The sequence below is a fragment of the Paraburkholderia sp. GW821-FHT02A12 genome (assembly GCF_059422005.1).
In genome coordinates this window covers 1,098,651-1,115,024 of record NZ_JBWKWA010000002.1, presented here as the reverse complement: position 1 = coordinate 1,115,024, position 16,374 = coordinate 1,098,651, and the positions used below count along the sequence as shown (strand labels likewise).

Sequence of the window (16,374 nt, the reverse complement as noted above, 5' to 3'; positions counted from 1 at the left end):
CCATGGATATCTACCTCGTCTTTCTCGTCCAGATCCTGTATGCGATTGCGTCGCTCGTGATCGTCTCGGCTGGCCTCGCGGTCATCTTCGGCATGATGAAGGTGATCAATCTCGCGCACGGCGAGTTTATGATGCTCGGGGCATACACCACGATCATGGCGACGCGACTGGGCGTGAGTATCTGGCTCGCGATCTTCGTCGTCGCGCCGCTGGCAATCGGCATCGCCGGGATCGTCGTGGAGCGGCTTTTCATCCGGCATCTGTACGGCCGCATGGTCGACACCATGCTCGCCACGTGGGGGCTGTCGCTACTGCTCACCGGCATCATGACCGCAGTAGCGGGCAATACGACAGTGGGGATTTCAGCGCCGCTCGGCAGCGTGTCCATTGGCAGCTATTCGATCAGTCTGTACACGCTGGCGGTGATCGGCTGCGCCATCGTCCTGACGCTGCTGTGCCGCTGGGTCCTGTTGCGCACGCAATGGGGCCTGATTGCCCGCGGCACGATGCAGAACCCGGCCATGGCGGCCGCGCTTGGCATCGATCCGTCCCGTGTGTATTCGCTGACGTTCGCTGCCGGCGCCGCGCTCGCCGGCTTCGCCGGCGCGTTGCTGGCACCGCTCACCGGCGTGGTGCCGACAATGGGCGCGGCATTCATCGCGAAGGCATTCATCACCGTAATCAGCGGCGGACCGGCCGTGCTAACGGGCCTCGTTAGCGCCGCGTCGCTGTTCGGCACGGTGAATCAGCTTGCCACCTTCGGCACGACGCCGGTGCTCGGAGAGGTCGCGCTGCTGGTCGTCGCTATTGTCATGCTGCGGCGGCTGCCGCAAGGCATTACCGGCCGCTTCTTCAAGGGATCACTATGAACTCGTCCGAACCTGTCTCGCTGCCTCGCCCGGGTGCGATGGCACGCTACCGGCAATCGTGGGCTAGCGCCGGCGTGTCCGCCGCCGTGGCCCTCGGATTGATGGTGCTTCTGCCGCGAATACTCGATGACTTCACGCTGATTCAAGCAAGCGTCTATGTGGTGATGTCGATACTCGCGCTCAGTCTCGGCTTTATCTGGGGCTTTGGCGGCATTCTGTGTTTCGGCCAGTCGGCGATGTTCGGCATTGGCGCATATACCTATGCGATAGCGGTCGGCAACCTAGGCGACAGTACGGTGCCATTGATGCTGGCGATCGCGGTGCCCGCCCTGTTCTCAGCCCTGCTCGGCTATGTCATGTTCTATGGCCGCATCTCCGACGTGTATGCGGGCGTCACCACGCTCACCGTCACGCTGATCCTGTTCAATCTGGTCAACTCGACCTCCGGCCCGGAATGGAAAATCGGCAATACGCTGCTTGGCGGCTTCAACGGCATCCCTGGCATCGCGCCGCTGAACTGGCCCGGCCAGCCCGACTCCGTGCTCGAACCGCGTGGACTGTTCGAGTTTGCGATGGGCGCGTTGCTGCTGATCTATCTCGGCCTGCGCGCCCTGTTGCGTTCGAAGACCGGCCGTGTGATCGTCGCCGTGCGCGAAAACGAACAGCGTGCGTCGCTGCTCGGTTACGACACGCGCGCCTACAAGCTGCTGGTCTTTACCATCGGCGGCGCGATTGCAGGGCTGGCAGGATGCCTGTTCGCCACGTGGGGCTCGTTCACCAGCCCCAATGTATTCGGCCTCGCACAGTCCGCGCAGATCATCATCTGGGTCATGGTCGGCGGCGCCGGCACGCTGGTGGGTCCGGTGCTCGGCTGTGTGGCGATCCAGTGGCTGACCGCGCAGATCGGCACGCAGCAGACCGTCAACGCCAGTCTCGTGCTTGGCGCCATCGTGATGGCCACCGTATTGCTGCTACCCAGCGGGATCGTGCCCAGTTGCGGAGCGCTTATCGAACGGATCATCCGCCTGCTCGCCAAGAGACCCACCGCGCACGATGCGGCGCCAGGCAGCACCTCTTCCGCACCGGAGCGCTCCGCATGAACGCTTTACTCGAAACGCGAAACCTCAACGTGCGCTTCGGCGGCGTGCACGCCGCCCGCGATATCAACTTCACGCTGGCCGAAGGCGAGTTGCGCTGCGTGATCGGGCCGAACGGCGCCGGTAAGAGCACGTTCTTCAAACTGCTCACGGGCCAGGTGAAGCCGACCTCGGGTGAGATCCTGTTTCGCGGGCAGAACGTCGCCGGTGCGCAGCCTCACACGCCCGCCGCGCTCGGAATCGGCATCAAGACACAGGTGCCGAGTCTGTTCAACGGCCTGACCGTGTTCGAAAACGTCTGGCTTTCTGTACGCCGCAAGCGTTCATCGGCAGACGCTGCGCGCATCGCGCTCGAGACGCTCGAGCGTGTCGGCATGGCGCCGTATCGCGACGCTGTGACGGGACTGCTCGCGCATGGTCAGCGGCAGTGGGTCGAACTGGCGGTGGTGATCGCGGCCGACCCGCAACTGATCCTGCTGGACGAGCCCGCCGCCGGGATGAGCGATGCTGAAACGGTACGAACCGCCCAGTTGATTCTCGAGATTAACCGGCAGCACGCCGTGATCGTCGTCGAGCACGACATGTCGTTCATCCGACGCATTGCGAAACAGGTGACGGTCCTTCACCAGGGCGCCATCCTGATGGAGGACACGCCGGAGCGCGTGTTCGCGAATCCGCTCGTGCAGCAGATCTATCTCGGCAAGAAATCACACTGACAGGAGCCGGCCATGCTGGACGTTACCGAACTGCGTGCGGGCTATGGACCTATCCCGGTACTGCACGGCATCTCGTTTCAGGTCGCCGACGGCGAAGCCGTAGGCATTCTCGGGCACAACGGCATGGGCAAGACCACGCTGTTGCGCACGATCGTGGGCGCACTGCGCGCCACCCACGGAAGCGTTCTGCTGGGCGGCGAGGACATCACCCGGCTGCCCACTCATTCGCGCGCCCGTCTCGGGCTGGCCTATGTGCCACAGGGGCGCGAAATATTTCCGACCCTCAGCGTGCTCGACAACCTGAATATGGGCGCCGTCAGGCAGGGCCCGTCCAAGGCAGAGGTGCTCGATACCTTGCTGGAAGACTTTCCCCGCCTCAAACCGCTGCTGCAACGGCCCGGCGGTCAGTTGTCCGGTGGCGAGCAGCAGTTGCTGGCGCTCGCGCGGGCGCTCGCCGGCAAGCCGCGCGTGTTGCTGCTGGACGAACCGACCGAAGGCATCCAGCCTTCCATCATCGAAGAGATCGCCGAAACGCTCGTGCGGCTACGCGCGAAAACCGGTCTGTCGATCGTGCTGGTCGAACAGAATCTCGAGTTCATCGTCTCGGTTTCCGAACGGGTGCTGGTCATCAAGCGAGGCAAAATCAGCGCCGAAATTCCGCACGAGCATCTCGGCGATCCGCAGCTCATGAACGAACACGCCGGCGTGCACCTTTGAGTGCTGAACGGGTTGCGAAAAGCCGCGCCCACGCCGATTGAAGCCTTAGCTGCTCACTTGATATACTAGTCGCCGACTCGTTCTATACAGGAAGGCAATCGAATGACATCCAGAAAGGCCGTCCCGGTGCAGGAAGACGATCCAGCGGCCGACCAGCTTTTGACCGATATCGCGTTTTCCCGCATCGAACAGATGATCGTCACGCGCCAATTGCCGCCGGGGCACATGGTGTCCGAAGTGCAGCTGGCCGACGAACTCGACATGGGCCGCACGCCGGTGCGCGAAGCGCTACAGCGCCTTCGTCAGCTCGGCTTTGTCGAAATGCGGCCGCGACGAGGCACCTCGATCTGCAATGTCGACGTACGCCAGCAACTCGAATTGCTCGAAGTACGCCGACCGCTGGAGGAACTGATTGTCCGGTGCGCCTGCATGCGGGTCACGCCCGCCGAACGCACGGAACTGAAACGCCTGGCGAAGCGGATCGTCGATGCAGCAAAACGCAAGAACGTCGACGAGTATTTCCAGGTCAACCGCGCCATTCACGACGCTCAGGTACGCGCCACGCACAACGCGATGTTGTCGCATACGATGCTGGCGATCCACGCGCAGTCGCGGCGCTTCTGGTATCAGACCGTCGAAGAGGCCGATGCATTTCTCGAAGCGGCCAAATTGCATGCTGCCGTGCTCGAAGGCATTGCCGCCGGTACGACAGCGGAGGCCGTCGCTGCGTCCGCCGACCTCATGTCGCTACTCGACCGGCTGACGCGCTCGGCGCTCGATTCCTTCTCCCTCGCGCAGTGATAAAAACGCCGTGCGGGCCGGCGCTCGTGCGTAGTGGAACTGGCGCGGAAAGTGCTACAGGACGCGCAGCGCCTGGCGCCGCGCGAGCATGTTCCTACGCCAGTTCGGGTTGCGAAAGCCGTGCAGACGCGGGAGCGGGATCGAACAGCCGCGCATCCATCAGCGGTAGCGGATCGAGAATACGGGCAGGCGGAAAACTCATCAGACGCAGTATGTCGTTTTGCAGATCGGCGCCCGGCGCGATCTCGATCAATACAAGCCCCTCCGGCGTGACCTCGAACACCGCACGCTCGGTGACGACCAATGCGCTCTGCCCACGCCGGACCCCTTCGGCTACCGAATAGGTAATGCTCTGCGCGTCCGCGACGAACTTGCTTACCTTGCCCTCCTGAACGATTGACATGCGGCCGTCCCGATAGGCGATGTCCAGACCGCCGGTGGTAAAAGTGCCCGTGAAAACCAGACGCTGCGCATTCACCGCGATGTCCGTGAATCCACCGGCACCAGGATTCGCACGCCCAAATTTGCTGACGTTGACGACGCCGCGCGCATCGAACTCGGCAAACGCCAGCGCAGCGAAGCGGCATAGGCCTCCGTCGATCGCGTCGAACTGGGACAGTCCGTCCATCAACGCCTGTGGATACAGGTTCGCGGAGAACTGCCAGCCGTTCATCACGACCCCGCCGTATGAGCCATGCTCGGTGGTAAACCAGTAATCGTCGGGCGCGTTGACGAGATCGATCTCGCCTTGCTCCAGCAAGACGAGCGGCACGTCGGCGGCCGCGCCGAAGCCGAAGATCGACAACTCGCGTTTGCGGACTTCCTGAGCCGCGCGCCGCGCGATCACCTTGTCCGGGCCGAACGGAATGTCGGGAAGCCGGGCGGTCCCATTGCCCGCCTGCAGATAGGCCGGATCGTAGGGCGTATCCGTGCTCATCATCATGTCTTCATCGACGACCAGCGCATCGACGAACATGCCGGGCAATCTGACCTCCGTGGCCACGCGTACCCCTCGCGGGACGATCCGGCGTACCTGTGCGATCACGCGCCCGCCGCTGGCTCTGGCAGCCAGTGCGAGCGCCAGACCGGCGGAGACGAGGGGTTCGTCCTCGAACGACAGGTTGCCGAATTCATCGGCGCTGGAGGCACGAATGATTGCTACATCGATGTTCCATGCCGGATAGAACAGCAGCGTTTTCCCTTCGAAGTCGACCTTGCGGATCAGATCGTCGCTGCACCGCTCCGTAAACTTTCCGCCGCCGTGATCGGGATCGGCATAAGTGCCGATCCCAATACTCGTGAGGTAGCCAGGGCTCTTGCGCGCCACTTCGCGTAGCCAATGCATCGACGCACCGATTGGCCACGAATACGCCTCCACCTTGTTCGCGCGAATCAGCTCCATCAACGCCGGCCGCTCGCCCGTAGCCGGATTGACAGGGTTGATGTAGGAGCCCGACACGATCCGCTTCATCAGACCTTCCTGCGCCACATGATCCATGCCGCGGATGCCGACCGCGTCACCCGTACCGCAGGGAAAATAGAACGTCAGGTTGCGGGGCGAACCGGTCTGCTGGAAGCGCTCTCCCAATGCCTTCAGCGTCGCGTCGGGCACGACCCAGCCGATGACGCCGACCGAGGCGACGGTCTGGCTGTCGGCAATCGAGGCTACGGCATCGCTTGCGGAGATCACTTTGCTCATGACTTGCTCCCGAAGCGTGACAGCGTGGCCTGTGCCTGCGGTGCTGCGCAATTGCGGGCGAAATGCTCGGCTGCCAAACGATCCAGCCGTTCACCATCCAGACTGACGAACGGTTCGAAGAAACGCTTGCATGAGCGCACCGCATCGCTGGGCAGCGCGGCCAGCCTCGACGCCAGCGCCAACGCTGCCCCGTCGACACCGCCCTGCTCCGCCAGGTAGTCCGCGACACCGAGCCGGTGTGCTTCGGCACCGTCGATCGCATCCGCGCCCCACGTCAGCAAGCGCGCCTTGACCGGACCCACGCGCGCGATCAACGCCTGCAAACCCCACGGCGGCAACCAGCCGTTCGGCACTTCGGGGAGATGCCAGCGTGTTGCAGGCGCGGTGACCACGACGTCACACGACACGGCAAGAATGAAACCGCCGCCCAGCGCGTATCCGTCCACCGCGGCGATCACCGGCTTCGACATCGCTGCGATGAATCGGGCAACACGTGCCGTTTCGAGTTCGTGATCGCACATGCCGTCGATCGACAAGGTGCCCAGTTCCTTCAGATCGCTACCGGCACAGAACGCCGGCGGCTCCGCCGACAGAACGATTGCGCCGACAGTTTCGTCCCGCTGCGCGTCGCGCAAGCCCGCCTCGAATTGGCGGATCGTCTCCGAGCCGAGTGCGTTGCGGCGTTCAGGCCGATCCAGCATGAACTGCCGCACGGCCCCCGTTTGTGTTGCCTGCATGTTGACCTCTTCAATGTAATCAAGCGTCAGCCGGGGAACAGGCGCAAAAGTATGCATATGCCTGCGACGGCGCACGTCGCAGTTGCGCGCAAACATCGACACCCGATTAGTCGACCACTGACATATCAGACGACGACAGAATAGTGTGGCCGCTTCTCCGCTGTCAAGCGGGTATGTTGCCCATGCAGAACAGCTGAACGATCGACACGATTCCTACTATTCGCGGCTAATGTGCGTTTTTTTTGCGCCGAAGAAACGATGCAGACATAGAGACATTGGCTGAACGCGCTTTATTGCTGCGAATTCTGTTCATGATACTCTTCTACCATTCTTCTGACATATCAGAATGCACGTCGATCAACCAGAATGACTGGGGCGTGACAAATGTCTGCGCCGATGTCGCCTGATGCCGCCTTGTTCCAGCGAGCGAGGAAGCCGCCAGCGCGCACTCCGGGTCGGCCTCTTCGCCGTAGTCTCGCCTAGAAGCGGTGGCGGATGCCAGACATCACAACGACTTGGCGGCTGTTCGACGAGGCACCGGCAACGGCGATTGCGGCAATCTTCTGGTAGGAACCATTACGCAGCGTGCTTGCGTCTCCGGCGGCGATCTGAAATCCGCCGGACACGTAGAGCTCGGTGCGCTTGCTCATCAGATAATCGGCGCCAAGCGTGAACTGGTGCCACTGTGGATGAAGCGACGCTCCATTCGTCTTCGGGAGACCGCTTGCATGACCGTCGGTGAACACATAGTCCGCATCCAGTTGCAGCGGCGTGCTGATCCGGTAACGCACGCTGCCCTCGTAGTTGTTCAGCCGCCGCGACGCGCCGTCGTTATAGTCGAGTTGGACGTGGCTGAAACTGAGGGCAGCAATCAGCGCTCCGCTTGTGAAGCTACCACCCGCGCCGGCGATCTGCTGGCGCGCCACGCCGCCGTCGATACCGTAGAAAAAGACCGTGCTGTAGTCGTCGCCGTTCGTGGTCGACGCCCCGCCCACTGCGCCACTCGTATTGGTCGTCGAATTCGGATGATTCAGCAACTGATAGCCGGCGCCGACCGAGAACGGACCATTGACATAGTTTGCCGCGACGCTCCACGCACGGTTGTTTGCGAAGCCGCCGGTACCGCCGGCCGCCTGATTGCTGAGCGCATACATGCCCTGCATGGTGAAGCCGTAAAGCGTTGGCGAACGATACTTGATCGAGTTGTTGATGCGCACGGATCCGTCGAAGTTATCGCTGTCGCCGATATGCGTGGCCGGCACCCACCATCCCGATGCGGAATACGGTGCGGCAAGCTCGGTCGGCGCGTCGTACTGCCGGCCGAACGTCAGCGTGCCGTAGCGGCTGGTGCTGAGCCCCACCAGCGCCTGACGGCCGAACATCCGCCCTGCCTGTCCAAGTGCGCCGTGACAACGGCATGAGCCGAGCGAGGAAGTCCCGCAGATTCCGTAACTTCGGCGCTATGCTCGCCAGCCAATAAAATCCTCTGCAACAGCAAAATCAGGCTATTTGCGCTGCCGACCTGGCAGCGCCGGGAGAATCAGATGGGCATTCGCGAAATCAACCAACGCCGCCTGCGTTACTTTTACGAGGTTCTGTCCAGAGGATCGATACGCGGCGCAGCCGATGCGCTCAACACGGCTTCGTCCGTGCTGACGCGGCAGTTGCGTCTTCTGGAGGATGAGGTCGGCGCGCCCCTGTTCGAGCGCGGCAATCGCGGCGTTTCTCCCACCGAGGCCGCGCATGCGCTGCTCGCGTACTGGCGTGGCTGTCAGTCGGAGCGCGAGGCGCTCGAAAGCACGCTGCAGGATCTCAAAGGACTGCAGATGGGCAGCGTCAGAATCGCGACGAGCGAGGGCTTTGTCGAGTCGCTGATGGATGACGTCCTCACCCCCTTCATCAACGACTATCCGAAGCTCGATGTGACGGTCAGCGTGATGCCGGTGAACGACGTCGTGAGCGAGGTCGCGAACGATGTCGCCCATATCGGGCTGGCATACAATCCGCCGCCGGCCCCGCGCGTGGTGCATCGGGCGAGTGGATGGAATCCCGCCAGACTGGTCGCGTCGCGTGAGCACCCGCTCGCCGCGCGCACGGTGCCGCTACAACTGGCGGAGGTCGAGGCGTGGCCGCTCGCACTCATGACGTCGGCATTCGGGCTGGGGCAGATCGTGCGCATCGTCGCGGACATGGAGCATGTGCGGCTCACGCCCACCCTCACCTCAAACTCCGTGACCGCCTTGAAGCGGTTCGTACGCACGGGCCGAGGCCTGACCTTTCTCGGCAGGTCCACGACGCTGCTCGCGCCGCTCGACCAGGATCTGACGGCGATCGACCTCGCCCATCCCCTGTTCAACTCGACTTATGCGCGAGTCCTGCTCCGCGAGGAACGCCACCTGTCGAAAGCAGCGGCAGCGCTGCTCGAGCTCATCGTCGAGCGCATGCCGATTTTCAGCGCTACGCCGCATGGCGAGCGCTGAACCGATATGGCCGGCCCGCGACTGCGGAACTACTGCGCGTAACCGGACTGTTCGAATCGCCAGGCGGCGGCCAGTAGCGTGGCTTCGTCGAAGCGCCTGCCGACCAGCATCATCCCGACAGGCAAACCGTCCAACGTGCCGCACGGCATGCTCAATGCCGGATGGCCCGATACGTCGAAGGTCGCGGTGTTGTTCATCATGTTGAGCGCAGTGCCGAGATACGTATCGAGAGAGCCGTCGGCCTCGAGCGGCGTCGGCAATTGCGGCGTGGTCGGCATGACCAGCACGTCGACATCCCGGAGTACCGCATCGTATGCAGCGCGCAGCGTGCGGCGCAGGTTCTGCGCCCGCCCATAGTGAATGCCGCCGTCCGTTTCGTGCAGATAGGCGCCGAGCAGAATCACGCTTTTGACCGTGGCAGAAAAGTCCGACGCCCGCTCGCGGCGCGCGCGAGCATAGTGAGCAATCAGACCGACGTCCTGAAAGCCGGCCGGCCCGTGGCTGACCGAATTGTCACGCACCATCGTGCCCCATGCGCCCTCTGTCGCGATGCCGGTCCAGATGTCGAGCCCGTGCCGATGCAGCGGCACCGAGACGTCGTAGACCTCACACCCGGCACCGCGCCATTTTTCCGCCGTCTGCCTGACGAGCGCATCGACTTGCGGATTCGACACGCCTTCCCAGCCGAAGCCTTCCTGCAGGATGCCGATCCGCAACTTTCGCCCGGGCTCATTCAGGCCCGCGCTGTACGACGGTCGTTCAAACGGAACGTCGATCTGGCGCGAATCGAGCCCGTCCCGCCCCGCCACCACATCGAGCAGGCACGCAATATCTTCGACCCGTGTGCCCATCGGCCCAAGATGATCGAGACTCGGCTCAATCGGGAACGCCCCGGTATAAGGGATCAAGCCCCACGTCGGCTTTAGGCCGATGATGCCGCACCACGAAGCGGGAATTCTGACCGAGCCGCCCTGGTCTCCGCCGATCGCCATGTCGCATTCGCCGCTCGCAATCAGCGCCGCACAACCGCTGGACGATCCTCCCGTCATATAGCCAGGCGCACGCGGATTCTCGACGTAGCGCGGATAGGATGTGTGGGACCCGCCCGAAAAGCAGAGGTTTTCGCACACGGCCTTGCCGGCGACCATCCCGCCCGCCGAGAGGATGCGCGACACGACCGTCGCATCCTCTTGCGGCACGAAACCTTCGAGCAGCGCACTGCCGTTCAGCATCGGCGCGCCGGCCACCGCGACATTGTCCTTGATAACGATGCGCTTGCCGGCGAGCGGTCCGGACGTTGCACCTTGCAGCGACATCTTCCAGGCCCAGCCGCCGTGTGGATTGTCGGCATCGGCAGGCCGCGCGCCCTCGCGCATTGGCGACGGCGTAGCCGCTATCTCGCCATGCAGCCGCTCTATCTGGGCGTATGCCTGCAAACTCTCGTCAATCGATGCCGCATACACACCCAGTTCTTCAGGCGATATCTGAAATCCATACTCGTCTGCAATTCGCAGCAACTCGCTCGCTTCCGGCACTTCCGGCATTCCTGACATGACACTGCGCTCCTGTGACATCGTGAAATGGAAGGTGCGACGCAGCCACGGGAAATATTCTGTCGTCGATTACCATCCGATTAACATATCACGCAGATATCAATATCACAATCGCGATGTGTCGCTCAGACGCGCAGCTTTCCCTGAGGAATCACCCGCTGCGCGACCGTCTCGCAGATCCAGTCGACGAACACCCGGACCTTGTTCGCAAGATGCCGGTTGGACGGCCACGCAACGTGCAGCGGGACAGAGCCGCTCGACCATCCCGGCAACACCTTTACCAAGGCGCCTGAATCAAGATGAGCCTGTGCAAGAAATGCATACGTCGTGACGATGCCGAGCCCCGCCAGGCCGGCAGCAAGCGCTGCGTTCGCATTGTTCACCGATATGCAGTGCTGGCCCGCGATCTCGATGCGATCATCGTCACGACTCAGCTCGTACACGAAGTGTCGGCCCGTACGAGGCGACGCCACCTGCACCAGCGAGTGCTCCATCGCAAGGTCCTGCGGATGCGAAGGCATGCCCTGACGCTCCAGATAGTCGGGCGACGCACACGTGACGAGCGGCAGATCGCCGAGATGCCTCGCGATCAGCGAGTCGCTCAGTAGCGGACCCACGCGCAGCACGCAGTCGACGTTTTCCGAAATCAGGTCGATGGACCGGTTGTTGATGCCGATCTCCAGTTGAATCTCCGGATAGCGTGCGAGGAAATCCGGCAGCGATGGAATGACCGCCATCGTCGCCAGCCAGTCCGGAGCCTCGATCTTCACCTTGCCTTGCGGCGTCGCGGAAGCGAGCGCAATGCCGGAGTCAAGCTCGCTGAGAGACTCCATCAACCGGACCGCGCCTTCGTAGTAAGCGGCTCCTTCCTGGGTCACGGTGAGCCGGCGGGTTGTACGGTGCAGCAGCTTGACCTTGAGTTCGCTCTCGAGTTGCTGTACGAGACGTGTCACGGTGGACTTCGGCATGTCCAGGAGGTCGGACGCCTTGCTGAAGCTGCCGGAGTCCACCACGCGTATAAACGTTTGCAGAGCCGTGAATTTATCCATCTCGATCGCTTAAAGGCATGTGGGAATGATCGACGCGGAAACCGGAACACACGCCATTGTTCCAGCCAGGGAATAGTGTTTTCGGCCGTCCCCTGTTTTTCCCGCGGGCTGTCCGCGTCACTATGGCGCCATCGCATCGTTCGAAAGACAGGATGGACCAAGTCATGACACAGACACTAAGTTATCAGATCGGCAACGCAACCGTCACCCGTGTGACCGAGCTCACGCTTGGCGAAGTGCCGCCCTCATTCGTTTATCCGGCCTGGAATGACGATGTGGCGAACGAGCACGGCGGGTGGCTGATCCCGGGCAACATGACCGCCGACCGCCAACACCTGATCCAGAGCATCCACACGTGGGTGGTCAAGACGGACCGCCACACGATCCTGATCGACACGGCCTCGGGAAACGATAAGGAGCGGCCGCTCAATCCAATCTTTCACCGGCTGCACACGCCTTACCTCGAGCGCCTACGCGAAGCCGGCGTCGCCCCCGAAGACGTCGACTTCGTGCTCCTTACGCATCTGCATGTCGACCACGTGGGCTGGAATACGGTCCTGAAAGACGGTCAGTGGGTGCCGACCTTTCCTAATGCGAAGTATGTATTTTCGAAGGCTGAACACGAGTTCTACTCAAACCCGGATAACGTTCAGGAGCCCAGCGCCGGGGTCTTCGAAGACAGCGTCAAGCCAGTGGTGGACGCAGGCCTGGCGATCATGATCGACGCGGACGGCAGCGAATTCATCGACGGTCTCGCGTTTCACAAAACCCAGGGACACAGCTTCGATCATCTGTCGATCAGCCTGTCTTCCGGCGGCCACGAAGCGCTGTTCGGCGGAGACGTGATGCACCACCCGGTCCAGGTCGTGCGACCGCAATGGAACTCCGTATTCTGCGAGTTCCAGGACGCGGCCCGCGAATCCCGCAAATGGGCGCTCGATTACGTCGCCGAGCGGCGCGCCATTTTCTTCAGCACGCATTTCGCCGAATCGTCCGCGGGCCTCGTCACGCGCAAAGGCGAACAGTTCTCGTGGCGTTACTGCTAAGGCGCCCCCGATCAACCGAACCAAACGGACTTCAGCATGAAAGACGCCAATCGCATCATCAAGGACGAGTTCCTGATTCCGAGCGATACGCCGGACATCAAACTCCATATCATCAACAAACGCCTCGCCGACGTGAAGGAATTCGGCGAACGGCGCACGGTTCTGATGGTTCACGGCGCGACCTATTCGTCGGGCAGCCTGTACGACGTACCGCTTGGCGGATATTCGTTCATGGACTACCTGGCGCAACAGGGTTTCGATGTCTATGCCGTCGACGTCAGAGGCTATGGCGGCTCGACGCGCCCCGTGGAGATGGACCGCCCGCCAGCCGGGAACGCGCCGCTCGTGCGCACGGAGACAGGGGTGCGCGATTTCTCGAGCGCGGTGAGCTTCGTATTGCGTACCCGCAATCTGCACCGGCTCAACGTCATCGGCATGTCGTGGGGCGGCAGCGTCGCCGGCGCCTATGTGAGCCGCAACGCCGACAAGGTCACGAAGCTGGCGCTTATCGCGCCGCAATGGCTCAGCAACAAACCAGTGCCAATCGACACGGGCGGGCAACTTGACGCTTACCGGATCGTGCCGGTGGCCACCACGAAAGAACGCTGGCTCAGCGCCGCGCCGGCGCACAAGCGCGCAGCGCTGCTGCCCGACGGCTGGTTCGAAGCCTGGTCGGCGGCGACGATCAGGACCGAGCCCGACGCGGCGCTGCGCGACAAGCAGTCGATCCGCGCCACCAATGGCGCGATCCTCGACATCCGCGAATTCTGGACAGCGGGCAAGCCGTTCTACGATCCCGCGGATATCGAAGTGCCGGCACTGCTCGTGCACGGCGAATGGGACCAGGACGTGCCGCTCGACCTCGCACGTGCGTATTTCGCCGAACTGCGCGGCGCACCGTACCGGCGCTGGGTCGAGATCGGCGAGGCAACGCATATGGCCGTCCTCGAGAAGAATCGCCGGCAGGTGTTCGATGCCATCGCCGGCTTCTTCGAAGAAACATTCGACGCGCCTTCTTCAGCCAGTTGATCGGATCGTGCCATGCGGCACGGTCGCCGCTCCGCATGGCAGAAGAAATCCGCTTATCGAGTTACGTGGCGGCACATTCATCCGCAAAGCCCGGGACGTCTCGCGCACTTTTTCAACCAGGAGAACTTCAAAGTGGAAAAAACAATTGCTCTCATTACCGGCGCCAACAAGGGCATCGGTTTCGAAACCGCACGCCAGCTTGGCCGCGCAGGCATGCATGTGATCATCGGCAGCCGCCGCGCACAAGCCGCCGCTGATGCCGTCGCCCAACTCGATCGCGAAGGCATCAGCGCCGAAGCGCTCCAGCTCGACGTCACCGACGACGCGTCGATCGCCGCTGCCGTCGCCGCGGTCAGTAGCCGGCATCCCCATCTCGACGTGCTCGTGAACAACGCCGGCATCATGCTCGACGCGTTCGACAAGGCACCATCGGCACAGCCGCTGGACACGTGGCGCAAGACATTCAACACCAATCTTTTCGGCCTCGTTGCGGTCACCAACGCATTCCTTCCGCTCGTCAGAAAATCGGCGCGCGGACGGATCGTCAACGTGTCAAGCATCCTTGGATCGATGGCAGCCAACGTGGATCCCGCATCGACGTTCTACAACTTCAAGATCCCGGCGTACAACGTTTCGAAATCAGCGGTCAACGCGTGGACGGTGCACCTTGCGTATGAGTTGCGCGACACTGCGATCAAGGTCAACGCGGCCCATCCGGGGTTCGTCAAGACCGATCTTCATGGCGTCGACGCACCGTTGTCCGCCGAAGAAGGCGCGCGCACCAGCGTGCAACTGGCCACGCTCGCAGACGACGGCCCAACCGGCACGTTCTATCACGACGGCGAAGTGCAGCCGTGGTAAGTCTTGTGCGACATGCCGCTGCAAATTTTCAGACAGCGCATCGAACGTGACCCAGTCATGAACGAAATCACCACTCGGAACGGCTTGCCACAGACACTCACCGAGCAGACCAGTTTCGGTATGAGCGAAACGCTCGCGGGTCGACGTCGCGGGCCACGAGCGATGCTGTCGTTTGCAGGGCCGGCAGTGGTCGCGTCGATTGCGTACATGGATCCCGGCAACTTCGCGACCAACATCCAGGCGGGTGCCGGCTACGGCTATACACTACTGTGGGTCGTGGGTCTCGCCAACCTGATCGCGATGTTGTTCCAGTCGCTGTCGGCCAAGCTTGGCCTCGTCACAGGCCGCAATCTCGCGGAGCTTTGCCGCGAATCGTTGCCACGTCGATGGGTGATCGCGATGTGGGTGATAAGCGAAATTGCCGCGATGGCGACCGACCTTGCCGAGTTCGTTGGTGGGGCGGTCGGCTTATCGCTACTGCTGCATCTGTCGATGATGGCGGGCATGCTAATTACCGCTACCGTCACGTATGCGCTACTGCAGCTCGAGAGAAAGGGTTTCCGCCCGCTTGAGCTTGTGATAACCGCCCTCGTCGGCGTGATCGGCCTGTCGTATCTGGCTGAACTGTTGATCGCTCCAGTTCAGTGGCCCGAGGTCTTTCGCCATACCTTTACGCCACGCATGGCAGACGGTAACGCATTGACGATATCGGTTGGCATCATCGGCGCAACAGTGATGCCGCATGCCCTGTTCCTGCACTCGGGCCTGACGCAGAATCGCGTGAAGCCGCGCAACGACCGCGAACGCTCGAAGCTGCTCGCGTTCTCAAACATTGAGGTCGCAGTTGCGCTCGGGGTGGCGGGATTGGTCAACATGGCGATGGTGATCATGGCATCCAGCGCATTCCATCAGACGCACCCGGAGATTGCGAGCATCGAAACTGCCTGGCACACGCTGACGCCACTGCTCGGCGGCGCTGCGGCTGGCCTGTTCCTCGCGTCGCTGATCGCCTCCGGTATGTCGAGTTCGGTGGTCGGCACGATGGCCGGCCAGATGATCATGCAAGGCTTCGTCGGCTTTCGCATCCCAGTGTGGACTCGGCGGCTCGTCACGATGATTCCGGCCTTCGCCGTAGTGGCGTGGGGAGTCGATGCCACCCGTGCGCTCGTGCTGAGCCAGGTCGTGCTGAGCGTCGCGTTGCCGATACCGATGATCGCGCTGGTGTGGTTCACTTCGAGCGGTAAACTGATGGGCCGCCACCGGAACAGCCGTCTGACGACCATCTCGGCAGTGACGAGCGCCATCGCCGTGCTGGCGCTGAACCTGGTGTTATTGCTCCAGATTGCGGGCATTTCCGTCTCCCCGTGAGACCGGCGCACCGGTGGAAAGCTTCTTCCACGCGCAAACGCAAACCAACCCTTCACACGCTCTGTCAGGTGCTGTGAACATGGTCGATGGCATGCGGCCAGCGCCTCCGCCTCAACGAGGGCGCTAAACAACTTTATTTTGAAGTCTTCCAAACCAGCAACGATCCGCCATCGTGCTCGGCCGCATCCCATGCCCCATACAACACATTGTGAACCGTTGAGGTCGGAGGCCGGCTCGCGAGATCTCACACTCCATCAATCGCGTCGATGCTCAGATTATTGGCCTCGATTGGATCTCCCACGCATAACCCTTAGGATTACCAATATGCAAGTCAATCAAGCACGTCAAATCG

Annotated in this window: 15 protein-coding genes; 10 read left to right on the top strand and 5 right to left on the bottom strand. The window is 62.3% G+C overall.

The window, feature by feature from the left end; genetic code table 11:
• Nucleotides 1–2: 2 nt before the first annotated feature.
• The 5 genes from AC07WT_RS26385 (at nucleotide 3) to AC07WT_RS26365 (ending at nucleotide 4,200) form a co-directional block, all read left to right on the top strand.
• Nucleotides 3–869, top strand: a complete 867-nt coding sequence (locus tag AC07WT_RS26385) for a branched-chain amino acid ABC transporter permease (RefSeq protein ID WP_494949195.1) — start codon at nucleotides 3–5, stop codon at nucleotides 867–869.
• A complete protein-coding gene (locus tag AC07WT_RS26380) occupies nucleotides 866–1,969 on the top strand; it encodes a branched-chain amino acid ABC transporter permease (RefSeq protein WP_494949194.1) in 1,104 nt (367 codons plus the stop codon). Before AC07WT_RS26385 ends, AC07WT_RS26380 begins: the two co-directional genes overlap by 4 nt.
• Entirely contained in the window at nucleotides 1,966–2,682 is a 717-nt protein-coding gene (locus tag AC07WT_RS26375) for an ATP-binding cassette domain-containing protein (protein ID WP_494949193.1), read from the top strand. Before AC07WT_RS26380 ends, AC07WT_RS26375 begins: the two co-directional genes overlap by 4 nt.
• Before the next feature lie 12 nt (nucleotides 2,683–2,694).
• Nucleotides 2,695–3,399: an ABC transporter ATP-binding protein gene (locus tag AC07WT_RS26370; RefSeq protein ID WP_492591368.1), complete on the top strand. Its 705-nt coding sequence runs from the start codon at nucleotides 2,695–2,697 to the stop codon at nucleotides 3,397–3,399.
• Nucleotides 3,400–3,501: 102 nt separating this feature from the next.
• Complete coding sequence (locus AC07WT_RS26365) at nucleotides 3,502–4,200, top strand: GntR family transcriptional regulator (RefSeq protein WP_492591369.1); 699 nt, start codon at nucleotides 3,502–3,504, stop codon at nucleotides 4,198–4,200.
• A 94-nt stretch (nucleotides 4,201–4,294) separates the two neighbouring features.
• Here AC07WT_RS26365 and AC07WT_RS26360 read toward each other — a convergent pair whose 3' ends face one another.
• The 3 genes from AC07WT_RS26360 to AC07WT_RS26350 form a co-directional block, all read right to left on the bottom strand.
• Nucleotides 4,295–5,899 (bottom strand): CoA-transferase, encoded by a 1,605-nt coding sequence (locus AC07WT_RS26360; RefSeq protein ID WP_494949192.1) that lies wholly within the window; start codon nucleotides 5,897–5,899, stop codon nucleotides 4,295–4,297.
• Nucleotides 5,896–6,636 (bottom strand): enoyl-CoA hydratase/isomerase family protein, encoded by a 741-nt coding sequence (locus AC07WT_RS26355; RefSeq protein WP_494949191.1) that lies wholly within the window; start codon nucleotides 6,634–6,636, stop codon nucleotides 5,896–5,898. Before AC07WT_RS26355 ends, AC07WT_RS26360 begins: the two co-directional genes overlap by 4 nt.
• 479 nt (nucleotides 6,637–7,115) lie before the next feature.
• Nucleotides 7,116–8,018: a porin gene (locus tag AC07WT_RS26350; protein ID WP_494949190.1), complete on the bottom strand. Its 903-nt coding sequence runs from the start codon at nucleotides 8,016–8,018 to the stop codon at nucleotides 7,116–7,118.
• A gap of 168 nt (nucleotides 8,019–8,186) precedes the next feature.
• Between AC07WT_RS26350 and AC07WT_RS26345 the strand changes: the two genes are divergently transcribed.
• Nucleotides 8,187–9,116, top strand: a complete 930-nt coding sequence (locus AC07WT_RS26345; protein WP_494951049.1) for a LysR family transcriptional regulator — start codon at nucleotides 8,187–8,189, stop codon at nucleotides 9,114–9,116.
• Nucleotides 9,117–9,145: 29 nt separating this feature from the next.
• On the opposite strand, the gene AC07WT_RS26340 is transcribed toward AC07WT_RS26345, so the two are convergent.
• Together AC07WT_RS26340 and AC07WT_RS26335 are read right to left on the bottom strand one after the other, a co-directional pair.
• Nucleotides 9,146–10,669, bottom strand: coding sequence for an amidase (locus tag AC07WT_RS26340; RefSeq protein WP_494949189.1), 1,524 nt, complete (start codon nucleotides 10,667–10,669; stop codon nucleotides 9,146–9,148).
• Between the two features lie 125 nt (nucleotides 10,670–10,794).
• Complete coding sequence (locus AC07WT_RS26335; RefSeq protein ID WP_492591373.1) at nucleotides 10,795–11,718, bottom strand: LysR family transcriptional regulator; 924 nt, start codon at nucleotides 11,716–11,718, stop codon at nucleotides 10,795–10,797.
• Between the two features lie 164 nt (nucleotides 11,719–11,882).
• On the opposite strand from AC07WT_RS26335, the gene AC07WT_RS26330 reads away from it, so the two are divergent.
• The 4 genes from AC07WT_RS26330 (at nucleotide 11,883) to AC07WT_RS26315 (ending at nucleotide 16,022) form a co-directional block, all read left to right on the top strand.
• Nucleotides 11,883–12,764 (top strand): MBL fold metallo-hydrolase, encoded by an 882-nt coding sequence (locus AC07WT_RS26330; protein WP_494949188.1) that lies wholly within the window; start codon nucleotides 11,883–11,885, stop codon nucleotides 12,762–12,764.
• Nucleotides 12,765–12,800: 36 nt separating this feature from the next.
• Nucleotides 12,801–13,793: an alpha/beta hydrolase gene (locus AC07WT_RS26325; RefSeq protein ID WP_494949187.1), complete on the top strand. Its 993-nt coding sequence runs from the start codon at nucleotides 12,801–12,803 to the stop codon at nucleotides 13,791–13,793.
• Nucleotides 13,794–13,925: 132 nt separating this feature from the next.
• Nucleotides 13,926–14,654, top strand: coding sequence for an SDR family oxidoreductase (locus tag AC07WT_RS26320; RefSeq protein WP_494949186.1), 729 nt, complete (start codon nucleotides 13,926–13,928; stop codon nucleotides 14,652–14,654).
• Nucleotides 14,655–14,774: 120 nt separating this feature from the next.
• The gene (locus AC07WT_RS26315; RefSeq protein ID WP_494951048.1) at nucleotides 14,775–16,022 is read left to right on the top strand and encodes an Nramp family divalent metal transporter; all 1,248 of its coding nucleotides are present in this window, start codon (nucleotides 14,775–14,777) and stop codon (nucleotides 16,020–16,022) included.
• Nucleotides 16,023–16,374: the final 352 nt, after the last annotated feature.

Excerpts from the sequence above, each read along its gene's own strand:
- AC07WT_RS26325 (WP_494949187.1), top strand. The coding sequence starts at position 12,801 with ATGAAAGACGCCAATCGCATCATCAAGGACGAGTTCCTGATTCCGAGC.
- AC07WT_RS26350 (WP_494949190.1), bottom strand. The coding sequence starts at position 8,018 with ATGTTCGGCCGTCAGGCGCTGGTGGGGCTCAGCACCAGCCGCTACGGC.
- AC07WT_RS26315 (WP_494951048.1), top strand. The coding sequence starts at position 14,775 with ATGAGCGAAACGCTCGCGGGTCGACGTCGCGGGCCACGAGCGATGCTG.
- AC07WT_RS26335 (WP_492591373.1), bottom strand. The coding sequence starts at position 11,718 with ATGGATAAATTCACGGCTCTGCAAACGTTTATACGCGTGGTGGACTCC.
- AC07WT_RS26370 (WP_492591368.1), top strand. The coding sequence starts at position 2,695 with ATGCTGGACGTTACCGAACTGCGTGCGGGCTATGGACCTATCCCGGTA.
- AC07WT_RS26360 (WP_494949192.1), bottom strand. The coding sequence starts at position 5,899 with ATGAGCAAAGTGATCTCCGCAAGCGATGCCGTAGCCTCGATTGCCGAC.
- AC07WT_RS26375 (WP_494949193.1), top strand. The coding sequence starts at position 1,966 with ATGAACGCTTTACTCGAAACGCGAAACCTCAACGTGCGCTTCGGCGGC.
- AC07WT_RS26365 (WP_492591369.1), top strand. The coding sequence starts at position 3,502 with ATGACATCCAGAAAGGCCGTCCCGGTGCAGGAAGACGATCCAGCGGCC.
- AC07WT_RS26385 (WP_494949195.1), top strand. The coding sequence starts at position 3 with ATGGATATCTACCTCGTCTTTCTCGTCCAGATCCTGTATGCGATTGCG.
- AC07WT_RS26330 (WP_494949188.1), top strand. The coding sequence starts at position 11,883 with ATGACACAGACACTAAGTTATCAGATCGGCAACGCAACCGTCACCCGT.
- AC07WT_RS26340 (WP_494949189.1), bottom strand. The coding sequence starts at position 10,669 with ATGTCAGGAATGCCGGAAGTGCCGGAAGCGAGCGAGTTGCTGCGAATT.
- AC07WT_RS26380 (WP_494949194.1), top strand. The coding sequence starts at position 866 with ATGAACTCGTCCGAACCTGTCTCGCTGCCTCGCCCGGGTGCGATGGCA.
- AC07WT_RS26355 (WP_494949191.1), bottom strand. The coding sequence starts at position 6,636 with ATGCAGGCAACACAAACGGGGGCCGTGCGGCAGTTCATGCTGGATCGG.